This is a genomic window from Streptomyces sp. NPDC097595 (genome assembly GCF_044761525.1).
In the GTDB taxonomy this organism is placed as follows: domain Bacteria; phylum Actinomycetota; class Actinomycetes; order Streptomycetales; family Streptomycetaceae; genus Streptomyces; species Streptomyces drozdowiczii_A.
This window is the reverse complement of the sequence record NZ_JBIWCN010000013.1, coordinates 168,823-190,022: the sequence shown is the minus strand read 5'-3', so window position 1 is coordinate 190,022 and position 21,200 is coordinate 168,823. Positions and strand designations below refer to the sequence as shown.

The following is a 21,200-nucleotide window of genomic DNA, read 5'->3' as shown; positions in this document are numbered from 1 at the left end:
GGGTGTCTTGCCGGTCAGGGCCGGGCCCGCGACGCCTGGCACGGTACCTCGCGGCGTTGCCGAACCGCCCTAATCGCTCCGCGATGAGGACGCCCCGGCGCCTTGCGATGCACCGCACCAGACGCCGCGGCCTGATCCGGCCCTGACCGGCAAGACACCCCCTAGCCCGCACTCCTTGTCCGGGCGCTCCACCATCACCACCTGAAAGAGGCACTTTTCGTGCGTACCAGCATCAAGATCACCGCCGCCGCCGCGGCCACCACCGCCCTCGCCCTCGGCCTCACCGCCTGCGGTACGGACTCCGACCCGGCGTCCAAGAGCGGCACCGCCGACAGCTCCAAGGCCCTCGTCGTCGCCGCGTCCCCGACGCCGCACGCCGACATCCTCGGCTTCGTCAAGAAGAACCTCGCCGAGAAGGCCGGCCTCAAGCTGGAGGTCAAGGAGTTCACGGACTACGTCCTGCCGAACACCGCCACCGAGACCGGCCAGGTCGACGCCAACTTCTTCCAGCACCAGCCCTACCTGGACGACTTCAACAAGAAGAACAACACCCACCTGGTCTCCGTCGGCACCGTCCACCTCGAACCGCTCGGCCTCTACTCCAAGAAGGTCAAGAGCCTCGACGCCATCAAGGCCGGCCAGACCATCGCCGTCCCCAACGACACCACCAACGAGGGCCGCGCGCTCCAGCTGCTCGCCGAGAACCACCTCATCACCCTCAAGGCGGGTGTCGGCACCAGCGCCAAGCTGAGCGACATCACCGACAAGAAGGGCCTGGAGTTCAAGGAGCTGGAAGCCGCCACGGTCCCGCGCGCCCTCAACGACGTGGACGCCGCCGTCATCAACGGCAACTACGCCATCGAGGCCAAGCTCAAGCCCGCGAAGGACGCTCTCGTCCTGGAGAAGGCCGACGGCAACCCGTACGCCAACATCATCGCCGTGAAGAAGGGCAACGAGAAGGACCCCCGCGTCCAGAAGCTCGTGAAGCTCCTGCACTCCGACGAGGTCAAGAAGTTCATCGAGGACACCTACCAGGGCTCGGTCGTCCCCGCCTTCGGTGACACCAAGTCCTGACCCGTACACGGCACTTGCCCCAGGAGCCCCGCACCCCCCGCCCGGGGGGTGCGGGGCTCCGCCGTACCGACCCGGCCATGCACGCGCCCCCGGCGATGCTGCATGCTGTGCATTTACACGGTCTTCGGCATGGAGCTGCGCATGACTTCCACCTTCCCGGACATCTCCATCAGCACGGACCGGCTGGTGCTGCGCCCATTCGACATGGCGGACCTCCCCGCGTACATCGAGATGATGAACGACGAGCTGGTCACCGCCTGGACCGACGCACCCCACCCCTACACCCAGGTCGACGCCGAACGCTGGGTGCGCAGAATCGCTCCGGCACACCGCACCAAGGGCGACGGGATCGCCCTGGCCGTCACCGAGTTCCTCACCCAGCGCCTCGTCGGCTCCGTACGGCTCCGCAACACCGACTGGCGCACCCTGTCCACCGAGGCCGACTACATCACCGCACCCTGGGCCCGCGGCGAGGGCTACGCCACCGAATCCGTGCTCGCCGTCGCCCAGTGGCTCTTCCGCGACCAGGGCTTCGAGCGCATCGAACTGCGCACCGCAGCCGACAACACCGCCTCCCAGCAGGTCGCCCAGAAGCTCGGCTGCATCAGCGAGGGCGTCCTGCGCAACGCCCGCATATCGCGTACCCGGACCGAGAACGGCACGGACGGCGGATGGACCGACATCCGCACCGACCTCATCGTCTGGGGCCTGCTCCCCGAGGACCTCGAAGGCGTCGCCGAACAGCTCGCCGACGCCGGCGGCTACGGCACCTACAACGACTGGAACTGACCGGCGGCGGGGCCCCGGCACCCCGCCGGAGGGGACCCGGTAACCTCACCCTGCCCGCCCCCGGGCCACCGCCCCGCCTGCGACGACTCCAGGAGAATGACACCAAGATGGCCGACCGGGTCACAGTGATCGGCTGGGACGGCTCGCCGCTGACCAGAGCGGCCACCGCAGCGCTCTCGGCCGCGACCCTGGTCGCCGGAGCCGCCCACCACCTCGCGCTGCCCGAGGTCCCCCGGAACGCCGAACGCATCCGCCTCGGCTCCGTCGACCTCGCCGCCCGCCGCATCGCCGGCCACCGCGGCAGCGCCGTCGTCCTCGCCGACGGCGACCCCGGCTTCTTCGGCGTCGTCCGCACCCTGCGCGCCCCGCAGCACGGCCTGGAGGTCGAGGTCGTCCCGGCCGTCTCCTCCGTCGCCACCGCCTTCGCCCGCGCCGGCATGCCCTGGGAGGACGCCCAGACGGTCGTGGCCCACCCCCGCACCCTGCGCCGCGCCGTGAACGTCTGCCGCGCCCACCACAAGGTCGCCGTCCTCACCTCGCCCGGCGCCGGACCGGTCGAACTGGCCCTGCTCCTCGAAGGCGTCCACCGCACGTTCGTCATCTGCGAGGAGCTGGGCACCGACCGCGAACAGGTCACCGTCGTCACGTCGGACACCGCGGCCGACCACGTCTGGCGCGACCCCAACGTCGTCATCGTCATCGGCGGCAGCCCCGAACAGCAGGCCGAGGGTGCCTGGATCGCCGGCCGCCATCCCGCCCACCCGCAGGGCGTACGGGGATGGGCCCTGCCCGCCGACGCCTACCCGGACCCGGGCGCCCGCCCGACGGGGGAGAGCGGCGAGGGCGAGGGCCCCGTCCTGCGCGCCGCCCAGCTCGCCCATCTCGGCCCCCGCACCGGCGACCTCGTCTGGGACATCGGCTCCGGGAGCGGCGCGCTGGCCGTCGAGGCGGCCCGCTTCGGCGCGGCGGTCCTCGCCGTGGACAGCGACCCCGACGCCTGCGCCCGCACCACGGCCGCCGCCCGCGCCTTCGGCGTACAGCTCCAGGTCGTCGAGGGCCGCGCCCCGCACGTACTGGAACGGCTGCCCGAGCCCGATGTCGTACGCATCGGAGGCGGCGGAGTCCCCGTCGCCACCGCCGTCGCGGACCGCCGCCCGGAGCGCATCGTCACGCACGCCTCCACCCGCGACGAGGCCGAGGCACTGGGTGCCGCACTGGCCGGAAACGGCTACACGGTCGACTGCTCGCTCCTCCAGTCCGTCGAACTCGACACGACCGCCTGGTCGGAGCGCGAACGCACGGTCGTCTTTCTCCTTTCCGCACTCCGTTCGGACCTTGCCCCCTGACCCGTCGGCAAGCGGTGCGAGGTAGGCTGGCCGATCGTCGCACCGCTCCCGGACGTTCGTCGCTTCGTTCGTCAATGTCCGGAAAAGGGGACCGTTTTGGTCCCCGTTGTGGTACGGCAGCACCCTGGGACGCGCAACGTGGCGCAGTCCACAGCGGGCCGTGGCGAAATCAGCTGCCGCGGCGGCGAACGACCGCGAGAATGCAGGATGTCCGCGACCGATTCGTGCCGCGCGGCGCGCCCGCTCGTTCCATTGGACGAGCACCGCGTGCCGTGTCCGGGCGTCCCGGGCGAAGGGCCGAAGGAGCACTGACGATGGGCGAGGGGAACGCATGAGTGACACCGGCCGGATCCCGGGCGAGGGACTGCCGGAGAACACGGGCACGGTGGAGCAGCCGGGCGTCCCCGCGCCCGACTCCTACACCTACCTCGAACCCTCCGCGCACACCTCCGAGGACGACGACCTCCTCCTGATGCCGAGCGCCCAGGGCGCCTGGGGCGAACCCCAGCCGGCCGCTCAGCCGACCGACCACTACGCGGACCCCGCCGCGCAGGGCGCCTACCAGCCGCACTTCCAGCCCCAGCCGGCCGACCCGACGCACGCCCAGGGCCCCGTCCAGCTCCAGGAGCAGGCCCCCGCGTACGCCATGCACCAGGCCGCCGCCGCACCGCTGCCCGAGACCGGCCCCGGCGCGCACGAGTCCGGAGGCCGCGACTCCGGCTCCGTCGACCTCGGCGCCGTCCGCATCCCCGCCTCCGCCGCGCAGGCCCCCGTGCGCCGCCCGCTGCACCGCGGCCCGGCCTCGCCCGAGCCGTCCTACGGCGGTACGGCGGGGGCCGGCGTGGTCCGCTCCCTGGCCGACCGCGGCCCGGCCGGAGCACCCCAGGCCCGCCACGCGGGCCCGGCGACGGCCGAGCCGGAGTACTTCGACCCCCAGCCGACGGACCAGCCCCTCCCGGGCCCCCAGCTCGGCGAGATCCCGCCGCAGACGGCCCACCAGTGGGCCCCGCTTGCGCCGGAGGCACCGGAGCAGGCCCTGCCGCCCGAGCCCGTCGCCCCGGCGGCCGAGGCACCGGCACCTGAGCCGCAGATCGCCGAGACGGTGGCGCCCGCACCGGTCGCGGCGGAGCCGGTACCGGCACCGGAGGCGCAGATCGCCGAGGCGGAGGCCCCGGCACCGGTTGCCGAGCAGCCGGTCACGGAGCCCGTGGCGGCGCCCGAGCCGGTGGCCGTGGCGGAGCCGGCCCAGGTCGCGGCGCCGGAGCCCGTCGCCGTGGTGGAGCCCGAGCCGGTCCCGGTCGCCGAGGCCGCACCGGCCCCGGTGGCGGAGCCCGCGCAGGCGGCCGATCCGCAGCCCGAGCCGGCCGCCGTGCCGGAGCCCGCACCGGCCGCCGAGCCGGAGCCGGTGGCCGTGGCGGAGCCCGTACAGACCCCTGAGCCGCAGCCCGCACCGGCCCCCGAGCCGGAGCCCGTCGCGGTGGCGGAGCCCGTAGCGGCCCCCGAGCCGCAGCCCGCACCGGCTGCCGAGCCGGAGCCCGTCGCGGTGGCGGAGCCCGAGGCGGTCCCGGTCGCCGAGGCCGCACCGGCCCCGGTCGTGGAGCCCGCACCGGCACCGGTCGCCGAGCCGCAGCCCGAGGCCGTGACCGAGCCCGCACCGGCCCCCGAGCCGGAGGCCGCCGAACAGTCGATACAGTCGGAGGCACCCGCACCCGCCCCCGAGCCCGGTCCCGAGGTCATCGAGACCCCGGACCTGAGCGACGACGCGGAGCCCGTACCGGCGGAGGCCCCCGAAGCGGCGGCGCCCACGGCGCCCCCCGCGCCCGGCTACGACGACGCCGAGCGCGAGGCCGTCCTGCGGGTCATGCGGGAGCGCCGCGACATCCGCAACGGTTTCCGCAGCGACCCCATCCCGCACGAGGTGCTGCTGCGCGTCCTGGAGGCCGCGCACACGGCGCCCAGCGTGGGCCACTCGCAGCCGTGGGACTTCGTGGTCATCCGGTCCGCCGAGACGCGCCGCTCGATGCACGAGCTGGCGCAGCAGCAGCGGGAGGCCTACGCCAAGTCGCTGCCGAAGGCGCGGGCGAAGCAGTTCAAGGAACTGAAGATCGAGGCGATCCTCGACACCCCGGTCAACATCGTCGTGACCGCCGACCCGACGCGGGGCGGCCGCCACACGCTCGGCCGGCACACGCAGCCGCAGATGGCCCCGTACTCGTCGGCGCTCGCCGTGGAGAACCTGTGGCTGGCGGCACGCGCCGAAGGCCTGGGCGTCGGCTGGGTGAGCTTCTTCGACGAGCGCGAGATGGTGCGCGCGCTGGGACTGCCGGAGCACCTGGAGATCGTGGCTTACCTCTGCGTGGGGTACGTGGACGAGTTCCCCGAGGACCCGGAGCTGATGCAGGCGGGCTGGTCGAAGCGGCGCCCGCTGTCCTGGGTCGTCCACGAGGAGACGTACGGCCGCCGCGCCCTGCCCGGCGAGGCGCCGCACGACCTGCTCCAGGAGACGATCTCCAACATCCGCCCGCTGGACGCCAAGGCGCTCGGCGAGGCGTGGGAGCGCCAGAAGCGGATGACGAAGCCGGCCGGTGCGCTCGGCATGCTGGAGATCATCTCGGCGCAGCTGGCCGGGCTCTCCCGGATGTGCCCGCCGCCGATCCCGGAACCGGCGGCCGTCGCGGTGTTCGCGGGCGACCACGGGGTGCACGCGCAGGGCGTCACGGCGTGGCCCCAGGAGGTCACCGGCCAGATGATCGCCAACATGCTGGGCGGCGGCGCGGTGTGCAACGCGTTCGCGTCGCAGGTCGGCGCCGAGGTCTGCGTGGTCGACGTGGGCGCGGTCGCGGAACTGCCCGCGATGCCGGGCCTGCTGCCCCGGAAGGTACGGGCGGGCACGGCGGACTTCACCACGGGCCCGGCGCTCACCCGCGAGGAGGTCCACGCGGCGATCGAGGTCGGCATCGAGACCGCCCGCGACCTGGTGGCGGCGGGCAACAAGGGTCTGCTGACCGGCGAGATGGGCATCGCGAACACGACGGCGTCGGCCGCGCTGATCTGCGTGTACACGGGGATGGACCCGGCCGAGGTGACGGGCCGGGGGACCGGCATCAACGACGAGATGCACGCCCGCAAGATCGACGTGGTGCGGCGCGCCCTGGAACTCCACCAGCCCGACCCGGCGGACCCCATCGGCGTCCTGGCGGCCGTCGGCGGCCTGGAGCACGCGGCGATGGCCGGCTTCCTGCTGGGCGGCGCGTCGCTCCGTACGCCGGTCATCCTGGACGGCGTGAGCGCGGGCGCGGCGGCCCTGGTGGCCCGGGCGATCGCCCCGGAGGCCCTGGCCGCGTGCATCGCCGGCCACCGCAGCGCGGAGCCGGGCCATGTGGCCGCCCTCAACAAGCTCGGCCTGCGCCCGCTGGTCGATCTGGACCTCCGCCTCGGCGAGGGGACGGGTGCGCTGCTGGCGCTGCCGATCGTGCAGAGCGCTGCGCGGGCGATGCACGAGGTGGCGACGTTCGACTCGGCGGGCGTGACGGAGAAGTAGCCCGGCTCGTTGCGGGGGCTCTGCCCCCGTACCCCCGCTGCTCAATCGCCACAGGGGCTTGATGGTGGCGCGGCCACTTTCAGCCCCGCCGGCGTTTGAGGCGCGGGGTCCGGGGCAGCGCCCCGGTTTCGGGAAGGGGCGGGGAGGGGAACAGGCCAGCCGCAGGCGCCCCCCTGCCCACCGCACACCGTGGCCCCCGGGCCACCCCGTATCGTGATCCCCACCCACCACACCCACGCCGCTCCACCGCCGCAGCGGCCCGCGCTTCCGCACCGCCCCGAGGAGCCCGCACCACCATGGCCGAGCACGCCGATCGCCCCGCCTACCCCGTCGGACTGCGCCTCAACGGGCGCCGCGTAGTCGTCGTCGGCGGCGGCCAAGTCGCGCAGCGCCGCCTTCCCGCCCTCATCGCGGCCGGCGCCGACATCGTCCTCGTGTCGCCGTCCGCCACCCCCTCCGTCGAGGCGATGGCGGACGCCGGCGAGATCCGCTGGGAGCGCCGCGGGTACGCCGATGGCGACCTCACCGACACCTGGTACGCGCTCATCGCGACCGACGACGACGCCGCCAACGAGGCCGCCTCCGCCGAGGCCGAACGCACCCGCACCTGGTGCGTCCGCAGCGACGACGCCGAAGCGGCCACCGCCTGGACGCCCGCCACCGGCCGCAGCGAGGGTGTGACCGTCGCCGTGCTCACCGCAGGCGCCCACGGCCGCGACCCGCGCCACTCCGCCGCCGTCCGCGACGCGATCGTGGAGGGCCTGCGCGACGGCAGCATCGCCGCCCCGCACCACCGCACCCGCACCGCCGGCGTCGCCCTGGTCGGCGGCGGCCCCGGCGACCCGGACCTCATCACCGTCCGGGGCCGCCGCCTCCTCGCCGAGGCGGACGTCGTCATCGCCGACCGGCTCGGCCCCCGCGACCTCCTGGACGAGCTCCCGCCGCACGTCGAGGTCATCGACGCCGCGAAGATCCCGTACGGCCGCTACATGGCCCAGGAGGCCATCAACAACGCGCTGATCGAGCACGCCAAGGCCGGCAAGGCGGTCGTCCGGCTCAAGGGCGGCGACCCCTTCGTCTTCGGCCGGGGCATGGAGGAGGCCCAGGCGCTCGCCGCCGAGGGCATCCCGTGCACCGTCGTCCCCGGCATCTCCAGCTCCATCTCGGTGCCCGGCGCGGCCGGCATCCCCGTCACCCACCGGGGCGTCGCCCACGAGTTCACCGTGGTCAGCGGGCACGTCGCCCCCGACGACGAGCGCTCCCTGGTCGACTGGGCCGCCCTCGCCAAGCTGCGCGGCACCCTGGTGCTCCTGATGGCTGTCGACAAGATCGGCGCCATCGCCCGTACGCTCGTGGCGCACGGCCGCTCGCCCGAGACCCCGGTCGCCCTCGTCCAGGAGGGCACCACAGCCGCCCAGCGCCGCGTCGACGCCACCCTCGCGACGGTGGCCGAACGGGCCGCCGCGGAGGACGTCCGCCCGCCCGCCGTCATCGTCATCGGCGCCGTCGTGGAGGTCGGCGCGGACCTCGCGACGAGCGGCGCGTAGCCAGCCGTACCAGCCCCCGACCGTCGGCACCCCCACCGGACAAGGCAGCACCAGAACCGTGGTTCAACCCCTCACCATCGACACCCCCGACGACCCCCGCCTCAGCGACTACGTCAGCCTCACCGACGTGGAACTCCGGCGAAGGAAGGAGCCCGCCGAGGGCCTCTTCATCGCCGAGGGCGAGAAGGTGATCCGCCGCGCCCTGCAGGCCGGGTACGAGATGCGCTCCATGCTGCTCTCGGCGAAGTGGGTCGACCAGATGCGGGACGTCATCGAGGAGAGCGACGCCCCCGTCTACACGGTCGCCCCGGACCTCGCCGAACGCGTCACCGGCTACCACGTGCACCGGGGCGCCCTCGCCTCCATGCAGCGCAAGCCCCTCCCGGCCGCCGCCGAACTCCTCCGCACGGCCCGCCGCGTGGCCGTCATGGAGGCCGTCAACGACCATACGAACATCGGCGCGATCTTCCGCAGCGCCGCCGCCCTCGGGATGGACGCCGTCCTGCTCTCGCCGGACTGCGCCGACCCGCTCTACCGACGCTCCGTCAAGGTCTCGATGGGCGCGGTGTTCTCCGTACCGTACGCCCGTCTCGACACCTGGCCGCAAGGGCTCGGGACCGTACGCGAGGCCGGGTTCACGGTGCTCGCGCTGACGCCCGCCGAGCAGGCCGTCAGCATCGAGGAGGCGGCGCCGCACCGGATGGACCGGGTCGCCCTGATGCTCGGCGCCGAGGGCGACGGCCTGTCCGCCCGGGCCCTCGCCGCCGCCGACCGGTGGGTGCGCATCCCGATGGCCCACGGCGTGGACTCGCTGAACGTCGGGGCGGCGGCCGCGGTCGCCTTTTACGCGGTGGCCACAGGACGCCCCGAGAGCTGATTACGGCCGGCTCTGGGCCTGGCCCTGGCTCGTGCCGTGCCCGAGGTCCACGCCCAGCCCCCGGGCCGGACCCTGGCAGCCCTGCGCCGCCGCGATCCCCAGCGCCACCAGCAGTGTCACCACCACGAAGACGACGAGCCGCTGCCGCAGCAGTTTCGGGTTGGCCGGGCGCCGCCCCGTCGACGTGGTCCGGGTCCCGGGCCGCGTGCCCGGCCTGCCGTTCGTCCCGTTGGTGCCCTGCGGACGCCTGGCCGGACGCGCCGTCCCGCGCGGCTGCTGCACCGGCCGGCCGCCACCGGTGCGGGCGGGGGCGGAACGCGCCGCCGACGGCCGGTTCTGCGGGCGCGACCCCGGGGGCGGACCGGCCGCCCGGCGGGTCTGCTGCTCGGTGTACGGGCCGTCCAGCCGGCCGGTCGGGCGGTCCGCCTCCTGGGCCGAACGCTGGACCGGCGGCCGGCTCTCGTGCAGCCCCTGCGCCTCGCGCGCCGCGATCTCCTTCAGCCGCATCGACAGCTGGAGCGTGCTCGGCCGCTCCTCCGGGTCCTTGGCCAGGCAGGCGCTCACCAGCGGCGCCAGCGCGTCGTGCACATCGAAGAGCTGGGGCTCCTCGTGCACCACGCGATACAGCATCACCTCGGAACTGCCGTGCCCGAAGGGGGAGTCGGCCATCGCCGCGTACGCCAGCGTCGCCCCGAGCGAGAACACGTCCGTCGCCGGCGTCACCGCCGCGCCGCGCACCTGCTCGGGCGCGAGGAAGCCGGGCGAGCCCACCGCCGTACCGACGTGCGTCAGCGTGGACGCGCCCGTCGACCAGGCGATCCCGAAGTCGATGATCCGGGGGCCCTTGGGGGAAAGGAGGATGTTCGACGGCTTCAGGTCCCGGTGGACCACCCCCGCCTCGTGCACCGCGACCAGGCCCTCGGAGAGCGCCGCCCCGATCGAGGCCACCTCGGCGGCCGACAGCGGGCCCTCCTCGGCCACCTTGTCGTGCAGCGAGGGCCCCGGAACGTACTGCGTGGCGAACCAGGGGCGGTCCGCCTCCAGATCGGCGGCGACCAGCCGGGCCGTGCATCCGCCGCGGATCCGCCGGGCGGCGGACACCTCGCGCGCGAACCGCGAACGGAACTCCTGATCCTCCGCCAGGTCCGGGCGGATCACCTTCAGCGCGACGCGCTGGCCCCGCCGGTCCGAACCCAGGTAGACGACACCCATCCCGCCGGCCCCGAGCCGCCGGTGCAGCCTGAACGAGCCGACGACACGCGGGTCCTCGCGCCGGAGCCGCATCATCGCCATGTCTGCCCATCCCCGCTGCCTGGTACGCCTGACGAGGCACAGCTTACGTACCCGCCGCCCGGGGTGCTCAGAGGCCGCGCCCTCAACGGAGATTCGATTGTCAGTGGCGGGTGGGAGACTTGAGGAGTGGTCAGGGCGCCGCGGATCCAGGCGCCCCGGCCCGTGCGAGATCTCAAAGGTCCGTCGCAGAAGGGGGATTGGATCAGTGAAGGGCGATCGAGTCGAGATAGTCGTGGACGCCGGGGACAGCACCCGGACCTACGAGGTGGTGGCTTCCCGGGCAGGCCGCCGGGTGGAGACCGCGGTCCGCCGGGGCGTGGTCGAAGTGAGTGAAGTCACCCGAAACGGGTCCGTCGTGCGCACGGCCCGCTTCATGGCGACCAGGGTCCTCGCCCTGGTCGAACAACCGGTCCCCAGGGAGGACGCCTCCGAGCGTCCCCTCCGGGAAGACCCCAACCCCGCGTAGTCCGTTCTCCACCCAGGGGAGTACGCCGACCGAGCACGGCTCATCCTCCGGGAGGCCCGGGATTCGGTACGCGGGCATGACGCCGCCCGCCCCCCGGATCCCTAATGTTGAGTCCAAGCGGCGGGCGTCGCACTCGTCCCCCGAGGTCAAACGCCCGCCGCCCCACATCAGGTCAGGAGAGGAACCATGGCTGACACGGCAGCACGGACGGTGGTCCGCACGCGGACACGCGGCTCGTCCGCCGCGTCCGGCCGCCGCCACCCGCTGGTGGCGACCGCCATGGTCCTTCCCCTGGCGGCCCTGCTCGTCGTCGTCTTCGGCGGCTGGGAAGCAGTGGTCACACAGGCGTCGTCCGTGGGCGTGATGCTGGGGCGCTGAGCGGCGCCCCGGGTCCGGAAGAGCGGTCCGGACCGGGACATCCGGCCAACAACCCCGTGGGGACGGGGGTGCGGCGGACGGCAGCGTTTGTCCGGTCAGCTGGGGAGCTGACCGGACATCGCGCTGTCCGGAGCCGGAACGCCTCCGGCGCCCCCTCCGCGTACGCCCTGCGGGGACGCGTCCGGCCCCGCAGCCGCCGGCCGCCTCGGTCCGGACCCTGGTCCGGTCCGCGTACGCCCTGCCGGGACGAGCCCGGCCCCGCAGCCGCCGGCCGCCTCGGTCCGGACCCTGGCCCGGTCCGCGTACGCCCTGCCGGGACGCGCCCGGCCCCCGCAGCCGCCGGCCCCACGCCCCGGGCCCCCGGCGCCTTCCCTCCGCGTACGCTCTGGCGGGGGCGTGACCGCCCCAGTCCGTTCCGCGTCACCGGGGGAGACCGTGACCACCGCACTCGTCCGCGCGCTGGGGGGCCTCGCCCACCGGGCGGCCCACCCGGCCGGCTGCGGCACCCGCCCCTGCCCGGCGCCCGCCGTGCTCGCCGAGCGCGACGACGGGATCGTCGTCCGCAGTGGCGCCGTCGTCGCCAAGGCGCACGCCGCCGATACGGACACGGTGGCCCTGGCCGCGCGGCTGCGCCTGGCGGCCGGGCCGGGGCAGGACGGCGTCCTGCTGGCGCCCCTGCCCGTGGCGCCCGGCGCTCACCTCACCGAACTTCACGGCCGCCCCGTCACCCTCTGGCCGCACGGTGAGCCCGTCGACCCCGGCGACCCCGACGCGGCGCCCTGGGAGGAGGCCGGGGCGCTCCTGGCCCGGCTGCACCGGACCGGGACCCAGGGGCCGCTCCCCGCCATGCGCGGGCCCGCGAAAGCCGCGCTCGCCGTCGACCGGATGCGTACCGCCCGCCCCGGCGACCCGGCCGTCGCGCCCGTGGTCGCGGCCTGGTGCGGGCTGCCCGGCTGGGCGCGGGGCGAGGCAACGCCTCCGGCCGGCCGGGGAACGTACCTCTGCCACGGGGACCTCCACCTGGGCCAGCTCGTGCGCCACCCCGCCCCGCACGGCCCCTGGCTGCTCATCGACGTGGACGACGCCGGCCTCGGCGACCCCGCCTGGGATCTCGCGCGCCCCGCCGCCTGGTATGCGGCCGGGCTGCTGCCGCCGGACGTCTGGCTCCGCTTCCTGGACGCCTATCGGGCCGGCGGCGGCCCCGCCGTACCCGCCGACGGCGACCCCTGGCCGGCCCTCGACGTGGCGGCCCGCGCGCTGACCGTGCAGACCGCCGCGCTCGCCTGGGCCAAGTCCGCGGCGGAGGACCGTGCTCCGGATGAGGTGGAACAGGTGATGATCGACGCCTGTGCCCGAATTGCCTCGCTCCCGCCCGAGTTGGCGGCCGAGCGCACGTCGTAGGGTGAACCGACCGTCGGCGGGCATGCATTCCGGCGACGGCGAACCAACGGCGAGGAGTGAGCCCGAACATGCAGTGTCCCAAGTGCCACGCACAGATGCACACGTACAACCGCAATGGCATCCAGATCGAGCAGTGCAGCGGCTGCCGGGGGATATTCCTGGACTACGGCGAGCTGGAGACGCTGACCCGCATCGAATCCCAGTGGACGCAGCAGGCCCCTCCGCCGGCCGCCCCGCCGCAGGCGTACCCCTCCGCCCCCGCGCCCGCCTGGGGCGCCCCGCACCACGGTGGCCACCACGGTCACTACCGGCAGAAGAGCTTCGGCCGCATGCTCTTCTCCTCCTGACCGAGCACGACGAAGCCCCGGTCGCCGAGACGACCGGGGCTTCGTGACAGTGCGCGATACTGGGATTGAACCAGTGACCTCTTCCGTGTCAGGGAAGCGCTCTCCCGCTGAGCTAATCGCGCAGATGAACCTGCGTGTACTGCGTGCGCGATACTGGGATTGAACCAGTGACCTCTTCCGTGTCAGGGAAGCGCTCTCCCGCTGAGCTAATCGCGCGGGTGATCCTTGCGGACCTGTGATCCTTGCGGATCAGTGGACGATACTGGGATTGAACCAGTGACCTCTTCCGTGTCAGGGAAGCGCTCTCCCGCTGAGCTAATCGTCCTTGGAGGTGGAGACGGGATTTGAACCCGTGTAGACGGCTTTGCAGGCCGTTGCCTCGCCTCTCGGCCACTCCACCAGGGGCGGGAGTCCGGGATGAATCCCCCGCCTTCTGCGAGCGGACGACCAGGTTCGAACTGGCGACCTCAACCTTGGCAAGGTTGCGCTCTACCAACTGAGCTACGTCCGCTTGTCTTTCCCGGCCCGCTTGCGCGTCCCGGCGACGTGTTGAACTCTAGCGGATTCCCGGGCCAGTACAAAAACGCGTTTGTGCAGCGTGCTGAGGTGCGCTCGCCCCGGCGCGGGCCACCGTGCGCCGTCCTACACTCGCGGACGTGCACGACCTCGCTCCCATGGCCCGCTTCGGCGGCCTCGTCGCCTCCGGTCTGCGGGATGTGACCAGTGATCCCGCCGCCCTCGACTCGTCCGGCTTCTGGGCCGTCTGCGCGGGCTTCGAGGGTTCCCTGACCTGCGCCCGCTTCGACACCGTGCGCCCCGCCCCGGTGCCCGCCCCGGTCCCCGGTGCCTGGCGCGGCCCCGGCACCGGGGACTGGACCTCCTCGCTCGACCGGGCGGCGTACACCGAAGGCGTACGGCGCATCCGCGCGTACATCGCGACCGGCGAGGTCTACCAGGCCAACCTCTGCCGCGTGCTGAGCGCCCCACTGCCCGACGGGGACCGGGCCGACGTGGACGCCCTCACCGCACTGCTGGCGCGCGGCAACCCCGCCCCGTACGCAGGAACGATTAGGCTCCCCGCGCACGGCGTCGAGATCGCCACCGCGTCCCCCGAGCTCTTCCTGCGCAGGGACGGCCGCACGGTCGAGTCCGGGCCCATCAAGGGCACCGGCCGCACCGAGGCGGACCTGCTGGAGAAGGACCACGCCGAGAACGTGATGATCGTGGACCTGGTCCGCAACGACCTGGGCCGGGTCTGCGCCACCGGATCGGTCACCGTCCCCGACCTGTGCGCCGTCGAGAAGCACCCCGGCCTCGTCCACCTCGTCTCCACCGTGCGCGGCCGCCTCACCGAGGGCGCCGGCTGGCCCGAGATCCTCGCCGCCGCCTTCCCGCCCGGCTCGGTCACCGGCGCCCCCAAGTCCAGCGCGCTGCGGATCATCGGCGCACTGGAGACCGCCCCGCGCGGCCCGTACTGCGGCGGCATCGGCTGGGTGGACGCCGACCGGAGGACCGCCTCGCTCGCCGTCGGCATCAGGACCTTCTGGACCGACCGCACGGGGCCCGCACCCCTGCTGCGCTTCGGCACCGGGGCCGGCATCACCTGGGGCTCCGATCCGGAACGCGAATGGGACGAGACCGAACTGAAGGCGTCCAGGCTGCTCGCTGTAGCGTCGGGCGCATACGAAGCGACCGGAAGGACCGCACCATGAGGATCTGGGTCAACGGCGAGCTGCGCCCCGCCGACGACGCCCGGGTGTCCGTGCTCGACCACGGGCTCACCGTCGGCGACGGCGTCTTCGAGACGCTCCGGGTCTCCCAGGGCCGCCCCTTCGCCCTCACCCGCCACCTCGACCGCCTGACCCGCTCCGCCCGGGGCCTCGGCCTGCCCGCCCCCGACCTGGACGAGGTGCGCCGCGCCTGCGCCGCCGTCGTCGAGGCCAACCCGGTCGGACTCGGCCGGCTCCGGATCACGTACACCGGCGGCATCTCGCCCCTCGGCTCCGACCGCGGCAACGAGGGCCCCGGCCTCGTCGTCGCCCTCGGCGAGGTGACGCGCCGCCCCGACACCACGGCCGTCGTCACCGTGCCCTGGACCCGCAACGAGCGGGGCGCGCTCACCGGCCTCAAGACCACCTCGTACGCGGAGAACGTCGTCGCCCTCGCCCGCGCCCACGAGCAGGGCGCCTCCGAGGCCCTGTTCGCCAACACCGCGGACCGGCTCTGCGAGGGCACCGGGTCCAATATCTTCGTCGTCCTGGACGGGCAGCTCCACACCCCGCCCGTCGCCTCCGGCTGCCTGGCCGGGATCACCCGGGCGCTCGCCGTGGAGTGGACCGGCGCGCAGGAGACCGACCTGCCGTTCGACGTCCTGGACCGGGCCGACGAGGTCTTCCTGACCTCCACCCTCCGTGATGTGCAGGCCGTCCACCGGGTCGACGGCCGGGAGCTGCCGGGCGCACCGGGACCGGTGACCGCCAAGGCGATGCGGATCTTCGAGGAGCGCGCGGCCGACGACCTCGACCCGTGACCGGGGACCGGCCCGTCCGCGTAAATACGGGTGACGGGCCCCCGCGCAGGGGATAGAAACCACCTGATGACGACGACACTGCGGCCGGCCGGGCCGATCCAGTCAGGCGCCGACGGCGCACAGCGGCGCGCGTACGACGTGTGCGACAACGGGCGCCCCGTCGGCTCCGTCGCACTCGCCGTCGAGCCGGGCGCGGGCGGGGCGACGGGCCTGATCAGAGCCCTGCGGATCGACGAGGCCGTCCGCCGGCGCGGCCGGGGCACCATCGCCGCCCTGGCCTCCGAGGAGATCCTGCGCGGCTGGGGCTGCGCCCAGGTGTGTACGGAGGTGGCGGCCGGGGACACCGCGGGGCAGCGTCTCGCCGCCGTGCTCGGCTACACCGAGCGCAGCCGCAACATGGTCAAGACGCTGCCCGAGGAACCCCCGGCCCTCCCGGACGGGCTCACCGCGCAGCCGATGACGCCCGAGGAGTTCGCCGCGTGGGAGCGCGACGCGATCGCCGCCTACACGGAGAACCTGGTGAGCCGGGGCGTCCCGCGCGAGGCGGCACCGGCCGCGGCCCGCGCCTCCCACGCCCGCCACCTGCCGGACGGCCTCGCCACCGAGGGGGCGCGGCTGGACCACCTGCGCCACGGGGGCGAGACGGTCGGCCATGTCTGGGAGGCGCCGTTCGAGATGCACCCTGGCATGCGCATCGGCTACGTGTTCGACGTGGAGGTGGCCGAGGCGTACCGGGGCCGCGGTTACGGGCGCGCCCTCATGCTCCTGGCCGAGCGGATCGCGCTGGCGGCGGGGGAGCGGCGGATCGGGCTGCACGTCGTCACGGCCAACACCCCGGCCCTGCGGCTGTACGAATCGCTCGGTTACGAGCCGACCCAGCACAACCTGGGCAAGCCGCTGTAGGCCCTGACTCCTCAGCCTTGTTCGGCCAGGAGCCGGTCGGCGATCTCCTCGATCCGCTCGCGCAGCCCGTCCTGGCTCTTGCCGCCGTCCAGGCGCTCCCCGCCGATCACGTACGTCGGCGTGCCGGTCACCCCGATCGCCTTGCCCTCGGCCTGGTCCGCGTCGACGATCAGCATGTGCCGGCCGTCGATGAGCGCGGTGTCGAACTCCTCCGCGTCCAGACCCAGCTCCCCGGCCACCTCGACCAGCAGCTTCTCGCCCCGGTCGCCGAGGTCGCCGGTGCGCGCGAGCACCGCCTCGATGTACGGCCAGCCGCTGTCCTGGGACACGGCCTCCTCGGCGGCCTGCGCGGCGGCGTAGGCGTGCTTGTGCTTCTCCAGGGGGAAGTGCCGCAGCCGGATGTCCAGCCGGTCGCCGTACCGGGCCCGGAGGGCGTGCACATCGGTGAGGGCGTGGTGGCAGTCGGGGCACTGGAGCTCGCACCAGACGTCGAGGACGACCGGTGCGGCGGGGGTGGAATCGCTCATGGGGCCAGTCTCGCAGGGTGCACGGCAGGGCGGCCGCCCGGCACCTGGGGAGGAGTCCGGCCCCTGAGATGTCCCTGATACGGGCACGGGGCATGGCCGCCCTGCCGGTGACCGGTGCAGGATGGAAGGGACGTATCCCCCTGCGCCAGGAGGCACCGATGCTTGCCGAGACCATTTGTTCCGCGGTGTCCGCGGCGGGCCTGGGCATCGCGGCCGTCACCGCGTACCGCAAGCGGTTTCTCACCGCGACGAGGATCGCCGCCTACTCCCTGGTGCCCGTCGGCCTGGTGCTGACGGGCGTGGTGAAGTGGGTGTCGGACATCGCCTTCAAGCCGAGCGTCTGGCTGGGCTTCGGCCTGCTGGGTATCGCCTGGCTGCTCTTCATGATCACGCGCGCGGTCGAACGCCGGGGCGGCGGCAGCCGCAAGGAGCGCCGGGCCGCCGCCCGCGCCGCCCGGGGCGAGGCCGTGGAACCGGCCGCGTCGGCTCCCTCGCTCGGTGCGGGTTCCTCGCCGCAGGCCACGCGTGCGCGCGGCAAGCAGGGCGAGCAGTCCGCCCCGGCCGGATCGGGCGAGGACTTCAGCGACATCGAGGCCATCCTGAAGAAGCACGGCATCTGACACCGGAAGCCGTCCGGACCAAGGGCCCCGCCGCACCACGCGGCGGGGCCCGCCCCGTCTCACCAGGAGAATCGTTTCGCCTGTGGTCGCCCGGGATTCCTTGACCCTGCCCGGCGGGGCCGCATAGCGTCCCGCTGGGCCGTGAACGTATGCGTTCGGGCCCCATGACACCGGGGCGGGACACGTGGACCTGTGCGGCGGACGCCGCCCCTTCCGCGTGCCCGAAACGGAGAAGCGATGGCCCTGTTCGACCTGCCCCTGGACCAGCTGCGCGGCTATCGGCCCGACCCCGACGAGCCGGAGGACTTCGACGCCTTCTGGCGGCTCACCCTGGACGAGGCCGCCGCCCACCCGCTGGACGCCGAGTTCGCGCCCTACGACGGCGCGCTGGCCGCGGTCGACTCGTACGACGTGTCGTTCGCCGGCTGGGGCGGGCACCGGATACGCGCCTGGCTCAACGTCCCCACGGGCGCCGAGGGCCCCCTGCCGACCGTCGTGCACTACCTCGGCTACAGCGGCGGGCGCGGGCTGCCCCACGACCACCTGGTGTGGCCCTCGGCCGGCTGGGCGGCGCTGATCGTGGACACCCGGGGCCAGGGCGCCGTCAACCACCACTCGGCGGGCGCCACCCCGGACCCGTACGGCGCCGCCAACCCGCAGGCGCCCGGCTTCATGACCAACGGCATCCTCGACCCGGAGACGTACTACTACCGCCGGGTCTTCACGGACGCGGTGCGCGCCGTCGAGGTCGCCCGCAGCCACCCGGCCGTGGACCCCGCCCGTATCGTCGTGAACGGCGCCAGCCAGGGCGGCGGCATCGCCCAGGCCGTGGCGGCCCTCAGCCCGCAGGTGAAGGCCGCGTTCGTGGACGTGCCGTTCCTGACGCACTTCCGCCGGGCCGTCGAGATCACCGACGAGGACCCGTACCAGGAGATCGTCCGCTTCCTCGCCACTCAGCACCGCGCGGACGCCCAGGTGTTCCGGACCCTGTCCTACTTCGACGGCGTCAGCTTCGCGGCCCGCGCGACCGTGCCCGCGCTCTACTCGGTCGCCCTGATGGACGCGGTCTGCCCGCCCTCCACGGTCTTCGCCGCCTACAACCGCTGGGCCGGGCCCAAGGAGATCGAGATCTACCCCTGGAACGGCCACGAGGGCGGCACCGGCCTCCAGCGCCAGGTCCAGCTGCGGAAGCTGCGCGAGCTGAGCTGAGCCGCCGGGACCGCAGGGGGGGGCGGGGGTTAGGAAATGCGCTGGGCGCTCGCACGCCGGAGCGATTAACGAGGCCCCCATGACGAGTGAACTCCCGTCCTGAAGAGGCATGTTGGTACGAAGCACCCCCGGGACTGCGTCATGATCGTCCCGAAATGGTGGACACCTCTCGGGGCGACGCCCCCGCACCCCCTGGCGAAGAGCCGCGCGGCTGCCTCTTCGCGCTTTCCCAGCCCCCTCTGATGATCTTCCTCACGGTCATCGGCAGCCTGCTGCTGATGGCCGCGTTGCACGATCTCTTCCTGCTGTGAGCCGTCAGCCGGCCGCTTCCCGGCGGCGCGCCCGGTACGCGGCCACGTGCAGGCGGTTACCGCAGGTGCGGCTGGAGCAGTAGCGGCGGGAGCGGTTGCGCGAGAGGTCCACGAAGGCGTTCCGGCAGTCCGGCGCCTCGCACCGCCGCAGCCGCTCCGTCTCGCCCGCCACGATGATGAAGGCGAGGGCCATGCCGCAGTCGGCCGCCAGGTGGTCGGCGATCGAGGCGTCCGGCGAGAAGTAGTGCACGTGCCAGTCGTAGCCGTCGTGGGCGGTGAGCTGCGGCGTGGTGCCCGCGGCGGCCACCAGGGCGTTCACCAGCCCGGCGGCGGTGCGCGCGTCCCCGGCGGCGAAGACCTCCGCGAACCGGGCGCGCACGTCGTGCACGGCCTTCAGGTCCCGCTGGTCGAGCACGCCGATCCCGCTCACCCGGTGGCGTACGGCGAACGCGTGGAGCGCCGCGATGTCGGCGAGCCCGTCGGCAGGCGCCCCGCCCCCTTCCGGCTCGCTGTCCGGCGCGGTGTTCACCAGATCGACCACTAGGTCGAGGGCGATCCGGGTGTCGTGGGGGATCAGCACGCTTTCGCTCCCTGGCCTCCGGCGTGCGGGCGCCCGCCGATGCCGGACGACTCTACTGGCTCGGCCGGGACGCGGACCGGCGCCGGTCACCACGGTGGATCCGTGGCACCGGCGCCGGTGTCAGCCGTATGAGGTTGTCCGCGCGACGCCGTCTCCCCGAGTCGGACGGCGTCTCGCAGCTCTCGGCCTGGCTCAGCTCTCGGCCAGGATGTGTGAGAGCTCCGTATCGAGGTCGAAGTGACGGTGTTCGGTGCCCGGTGGAACCGCGGCGTCGGTCCGCTTCAGGAACGACTCCAGGGCCCGTGCCGGGGCCTCGAGCAGTGCTTCGCCCTCTGGGGAGCTCAGCGCGATGCAGACGACGCCCTGGCCGTGACTTCGGGATGGCCAGACACGTACGTCTCCGGTGCCGGTGGGCCGGTGCAGCCCCTCGGCAAGGAGGTCGCGGGCGAAAACCCACTCGACCGTCTCCTCCGCTCCGGTGTGGAAGGTGGCGTGCACGGCATACGGATCGGCCGTGTCATACCGCAGGCCCGCGGGTACAGGCAGTGAGGACTCGCTCGACACAACGAGGCGCAGGTGCAGCTCGCAGCTGACCGTGGTGTTCATAAGCGCCAGGGCCTTTCGCTCAGTGTGCGCTCGGGGATTCGCACGTCGGCGAAATCGACATGCCACCTACGGTGGCGTTGTAAACCCCTCTGACCGTTTTGAGATGCTTCGGGTAGCTCGTACAGCGGTGTGTAACTTTGCGTCATGCGGCCATTCAAGTGAACGCGAGCCGGTCCGGTAAGTTGGATACATGAATGCGGAGAGTGACGAGCGGGACGGTGTCGCCGCGGCGCAGACACCGGCTCCCGCCGCGGGGGAAACGCCCCGCGATGCGACGGGGGACGTCATACCGGGAGTGACCAAGGAGGAGCCGGCGCTCGGCTCCAGAGCGCCCGGCTTCATCAAGGCGTCCCGGGCACTGCACATCAGCTGGCAGGTCGGCGTCTTCGTCGTCGGCCTCGCCGTCGTGGTGGCCGGCATCATCATGCTGCCGCTGCCGGGCCCCGGCTGGCTGGTGATCTTCGGCGGCATGGCGATCTGGGCGACCGAGTTCGTCTGGGCCCAGCTGGTCCTGCGCTGGACCCGGCGGAAGGTCACCGAGGCCGCCCAGCGGGCGCTCGACCCCAAGGTCCGCCGGCGCAACATCATCCTCACGGTCATCGGACTCGTGATCATCGCGGTGCTCGTCGGGATCTACGTGTGGAAGTTCGGGATCGTCATGCCCTGGAAGATCCACGAGTGACCCGAGAAGTGGTCGGGGAGCGCCGCTGACATGGGGTAATGTTTGCTGTGCGCCCGGGCGATTAGCTCAGTGGGAGAGCGCTTCGTTCACACCGAAGAGGTCACTGGTTCGAACCCAGTATCGCCCACCCGGACCGAAGGCCCGGAAGCTCCAAGAGCTTCCGGGCCTTCGGC

21 protein-coding genes and 6 tRNA genes are annotated in these 21,200 nt (G+C 73.4%); 18 read left to right on the top strand and 9 right to left on the bottom strand.

The window, feature by feature from the left end:
- The first annotated feature begins 219 nt into the window (after positions 1-219).
- The 6 genes from ACIQZN_RS21415 (at position 220) to ACIQZN_RS21390 (ending at position 9,174) form a co-directional block, all read left to right on the top strand.
- The gene (locus ACIQZN_RS21415; RefSeq protein WP_403996045.1) at positions 220-1,074 is read left to right on the top strand and encodes a MetQ/NlpA family ABC transporter substrate-binding protein; all 855 of its coding nucleotides are present in this window, start codon (positions 220-222) and stop codon (positions 1,072-1,074) included.
- Between the two features lie 102 nt (positions 1,075-1,176).
- Positions 1,177-1,863, top strand: a complete 687-nt coding sequence (locus tag ACIQZN_RS21410; protein ID WP_403996042.1) for a GNAT family N-acetyltransferase — start codon at positions 1,177-1,179, stop codon at positions 1,861-1,863.
- Between the two features lie 107 nt (positions 1,864-1,970).
- The gene (cbiE, locus tag ACIQZN_RS21405) at positions 1,971-3,209 is read left to right on the top strand and encodes a precorrin-6y C5,15-methyltransferase (decarboxylating) subunit CbiE (protein ID WP_403996039.1); all 1,239 of its coding nucleotides are present in this window, start codon (positions 1,971-1,973) and stop codon (positions 3,207-3,209) included.
- Positions 3,210-3,540: 331 nt separating this feature from the next.
- On the top strand, positions 3,541-6,750 hold the full coding sequence (gene cobT, locus ACIQZN_RS21400) for a nicotinate-nucleotide--dimethylbenzimidazole phosphoribosyltransferase (protein ID WP_403996036.1): 3,210 nt from the start codon (positions 3,541-3,543) through the stop codon (positions 6,748-6,750).
- A 296-nt stretch (positions 6,751-7,046) separates the two neighbouring features.
- Positions 7,047-8,297, top strand: a complete 1,251-nt coding sequence (cobA, locus tag ACIQZN_RS21395) for a uroporphyrinogen-III C-methyltransferase (protein ID WP_403996033.1) — start codon at positions 7,047-7,049, stop codon at positions 8,295-8,297.
- 58 nt (positions 8,298-8,355) lie between these two features.
- Positions 8,356-9,174 (top strand): TrmH family RNA methyltransferase, encoded by an 819-nt coding sequence (locus ACIQZN_RS21390; protein ID WP_403996030.1) that lies wholly within the window; start codon positions 8,356-8,358, stop codon positions 9,172-9,174.
- Here the strand turns inward: ACIQZN_RS21390 and ACIQZN_RS21385 are convergent, their stop codons facing one another.
- Complete coding sequence (locus ACIQZN_RS21385; protein WP_403996027.1) at positions 9,175-10,467, bottom strand: protein kinase; 1,293 nt, start codon at positions 10,465-10,467, stop codon at positions 9,175-9,177. It lies immediately after the preceding gene.
- Between the two features lie 205 nt (positions 10,468-10,672).
- On the opposite strand from ACIQZN_RS21385, the gene ACIQZN_RS21380 reads away from it, so the two are divergent.
- From ACIQZN_RS21380 to ACIQZN_RS21365, 4 genes are all read left to right on the top strand, one after another.
- Positions 10,673-10,933 carry a hypothetical protein gene (locus tag ACIQZN_RS21380; protein ID WP_383297108.1) on the top strand — a complete coding sequence of 87 codons (261 nt, stop codon included), beginning with the start codon at positions 10,673-10,675 and terminating at the stop codon, positions 10,931-10,933.
- 186 nt (positions 10,934-11,119) lie between these two features.
- Positions 11,120-11,311, top strand: a complete 192-nt coding sequence (locus tag ACIQZN_RS21375) for a hypothetical protein (RefSeq protein ID WP_018524181.1) — start codon at positions 11,120-11,122, stop codon at positions 11,309-11,311.
- A gap of 435 nt (positions 11,312-11,746) precedes the next feature.
- On the top strand, positions 11,747-12,712 hold the full coding sequence (locus tag ACIQZN_RS21370; protein WP_403996023.1) for a phosphotransferase enzyme family protein: 966 nt from the start codon (positions 11,747-11,749) through the stop codon (positions 12,710-12,712).
- Positions 12,713-12,780: 68 nt separating this feature from the next.
- Entirely contained in the window at positions 12,781-13,059 is a 279-nt protein-coding gene (locus ACIQZN_RS21365; protein WP_026171619.1) for a zf-TFIIB domain-containing protein, read from the top strand.
- A 50-nt stretch (positions 13,060-13,109) separates the two neighbouring features.
- Here ACIQZN_RS21365 and ACIQZN_RS21360 read toward each other — a convergent pair.
- The 5 genes from ACIQZN_RS21360 to ACIQZN_RS21340 form a co-directional block, all read right to left on the bottom strand.
- Positions 13,110-13,181 (bottom strand) — tRNA-Val (locus ACIQZN_RS21360).
- 22 nt (positions 13,182-13,203) lie between these two features.
- Positions 13,204-13,275 (bottom strand) — tRNA-Val (locus ACIQZN_RS21355).
- Between the two features lie 37 nt (positions 13,276-13,312).
- A tRNA-Val gene (locus ACIQZN_RS21350) sits at positions 13,313-13,384 on the bottom strand.
- A 1-nt stretch (position 13,385) separates the two neighbouring features.
- A tRNA-Cys gene (locus ACIQZN_RS21345) sits at positions 13,386-13,459 on the bottom strand.
- 38 nt (positions 13,460-13,497) lie between these two features.
- A tRNA-Gly gene (locus tag ACIQZN_RS21340) sits at positions 13,498-13,570 on the bottom strand.
- 163 nt (positions 13,571-13,733) lie between these two features.
- Between ACIQZN_RS21340 and ACIQZN_RS21335 the strand changes: the two genes are divergently transcribed.
- The 3 genes from ACIQZN_RS21335 to ACIQZN_RS21325 all read left to right on the top strand — a co-directional run bounded on the left by ACIQZN_RS21335 (position 13,734) and on the right by ACIQZN_RS21325 (position 16,492).
- The gene (locus tag ACIQZN_RS21335; protein WP_403996136.1) at positions 13,734-14,771 is read left to right on the top strand and encodes a chorismate-binding protein; all 1,038 of its coding nucleotides are present in this window, start codon (positions 13,734-13,736) and stop codon (positions 14,769-14,771) included.
- Complete coding sequence (locus ACIQZN_RS21330) at positions 14,768-15,589, top strand: aminotransferase class IV (RefSeq protein ID WP_403996020.1); 822 nt, start codon at positions 14,768-14,770, stop codon at positions 15,587-15,589. Before ACIQZN_RS21335 ends, ACIQZN_RS21330 begins: the two co-directional genes overlap by 4 nt.
- A 66-nt stretch (positions 15,590-15,655) precedes the next feature.
- A complete protein-coding gene (locus ACIQZN_RS21325; protein ID WP_403996017.1) occupies positions 15,656-16,492 on the top strand; it encodes a GNAT family N-acetyltransferase in 837 nt (278 codons plus the stop codon).
- Between the two features lie 11 nt (positions 16,493-16,503).
- Here the strand turns inward: ACIQZN_RS21325 and ACIQZN_RS21320 are convergent, their stop codons facing one another.
- Entirely contained in the window at positions 16,504-17,019 is a 516-nt protein-coding gene (locus tag ACIQZN_RS21320; RefSeq protein ID WP_403996014.1) for a DsbA family protein, read from the bottom strand.
- 158 nt (positions 17,020-17,177) lie between these two features.
- On the opposite strand from ACIQZN_RS21320, the gene ACIQZN_RS21315 reads away from it, so the two are divergent.
- From ACIQZN_RS21315 to ACIQZN_RS21305, 3 genes are all read left to right on the top strand, one after another.
- Positions 17,178-17,639, top strand: a complete 462-nt coding sequence (locus ACIQZN_RS21315; protein ID WP_403996011.1) for a hypothetical protein — start codon at positions 17,178-17,180, stop codon at positions 17,637-17,639.
- A 237-nt stretch (positions 17,640-17,876) separates the two neighbouring features.
- On the top strand, positions 17,877-18,848 hold the full coding sequence (locus ACIQZN_RS21310) for an acetylxylan esterase (RefSeq protein WP_403996008.1): 972 nt from the start codon (positions 17,877-17,879) through the stop codon (positions 18,846-18,848).
- A 155-nt stretch (positions 18,849-19,003) separates the two neighbouring features.
- Complete coding sequence (locus tag ACIQZN_RS21305) at positions 19,004-19,159, top strand: hypothetical protein (protein ID WP_202542324.1); 156 nt, start codon at positions 19,004-19,006, stop codon at positions 19,157-19,159.
- A gap of 4 nt (positions 19,160-19,163) precedes the next feature.
- Here ACIQZN_RS21305 and ACIQZN_RS21300 read toward each other — a convergent pair whose 3' ends face one another.
- Positions 19,164-19,739 carry a CGNR zinc finger domain-containing protein gene (locus tag ACIQZN_RS21300; protein WP_403996004.1) on the bottom strand — a complete coding sequence of 192 codons (576 nt, stop codon included), beginning with the start codon at positions 19,737-19,739 and terminating at the stop codon, positions 19,164-19,166.
- A 192-nt stretch (positions 19,740-19,931) separates the two neighbouring features.
- Entirely contained in the window at positions 19,932-20,345 is a 414-nt protein-coding gene (locus ACIQZN_RS21295; RefSeq protein WP_003959770.1) for an SsgA family sporulation/cell division regulator, read from the bottom strand.
- Positions 20,346-20,535: 190 nt separating this feature from the next.
- Between ACIQZN_RS21295 and ACIQZN_RS21290 the strand changes: the two genes are divergently transcribed.
- A complete protein-coding gene (locus ACIQZN_RS21290; protein ID WP_403996001.1) occupies positions 20,536-21,027 on the top strand; it encodes a TIGR02611 family protein in 492 nt (163 codons plus the stop codon).
- A gap of 55 nt (positions 21,028-21,082) precedes the next feature.
- Positions 21,083-21,154 (top strand) — tRNA-Val (locus tag ACIQZN_RS21285).
- Positions 21,155-21,200: the final 46 nt, after the last annotated feature.

Excerpts from the sequence above, each read along its gene's own strand:
- ACIQZN_RS21325 (WP_403996017.1), top strand. The coding sequence starts at position 15,656 with ATGACGACGACACTGCGGCCGGCCGGGCCGATCCAGTCAGGCGCCGAC.
- ACIQZN_RS21320 (WP_403996014.1), bottom strand. The coding sequence starts at position 17,019 with ATGAGCGATTCCACCCCCGCCGCACCGGTCGTCCTCGACGTCTGGTGC.
- cbiE (WP_403996039.1), top strand. The coding sequence starts at position 1,971 with ATGGCCGACCGGGTCACAGTGATCGGCTGGGACGGCTCGCCGCTGACC.
- cobT (WP_403996036.1), top strand. The coding sequence starts at position 3,541 with ATGAGTGACACCGGCCGGATCCCGGGCGAGGGACTGCCGGAGAACACG.
- ACIQZN_RS21375 (WP_018524181.1), top strand. The coding sequence starts at position 11,120 with ATGGCTGACACGGCAGCACGGACGGTGGTCCGCACGCGGACACGCGGC.
- ACIQZN_RS21290 (WP_403996001.1), top strand. The coding sequence starts at position 20,536 with ATGAATGCGGAGAGTGACGAGCGGGACGGTGTCGCCGCGGCGCAGACA.
- ACIQZN_RS21410 (WP_403996042.1), top strand. The coding sequence starts at position 1,177 with ATGCTGTGCATTTACACGGTCTTCGGCATGGAGCTGCGCATGACTTCC.
- ACIQZN_RS21385 (WP_403996027.1), bottom strand. The coding sequence starts at position 10,467 with ATGGCGATGATGCGGCTCCGGCGCGAGGACCCGCGTGTCGTCGGCTCG.
- ACIQZN_RS21305 (WP_202542324.1), top strand. The coding sequence starts at position 19,004 with ATGGTGGACACCTCTCGGGGCGACGCCCCCGCACCCCCTGGCGAAGAG.
- cobA (WP_403996033.1), top strand. The coding sequence starts at position 7,047 with ATGGCCGAGCACGCCGATCGCCCCGCCTACCCCGTCGGACTGCGCCTC.
- ACIQZN_RS21315 (WP_403996011.1), top strand. The coding sequence starts at position 17,178 with ATGCTTGCCGAGACCATTTGTTCCGCGGTGTCCGCGGCGGGCCTGGGC.
- ACIQZN_RS21365 (WP_026171619.1), top strand. The coding sequence starts at position 12,781 with ATGCAGTGTCCCAAGTGCCACGCACAGATGCACACGTACAACCGCAAT.
- ACIQZN_RS21335 (WP_403996136.1), top strand. The coding sequence starts at position 13,734 with ATGGCCCGCTTCGGCGGCCTCGTCGCCTCCGGTCTGCGGGATGTGACC.
- ACIQZN_RS21310 (WP_403996008.1), top strand. The coding sequence starts at position 17,877 with ATGGCCCTGTTCGACCTGCCCCTGGACCAGCTGCGCGGCTATCGGCCC.
- ACIQZN_RS21295 (WP_003959770.1), bottom strand. The coding sequence starts at position 20,345 with ATGAACACCACGGTCAGCTGCGAGCTGCACCTGCGCCTCGTTGTGTCG.
- ACIQZN_RS21330 (WP_403996020.1), top strand. The coding sequence starts at position 14,768 with ATGAGGATCTGGGTCAACGGCGAGCTGCGCCCCGCCGACGACGCCCGG.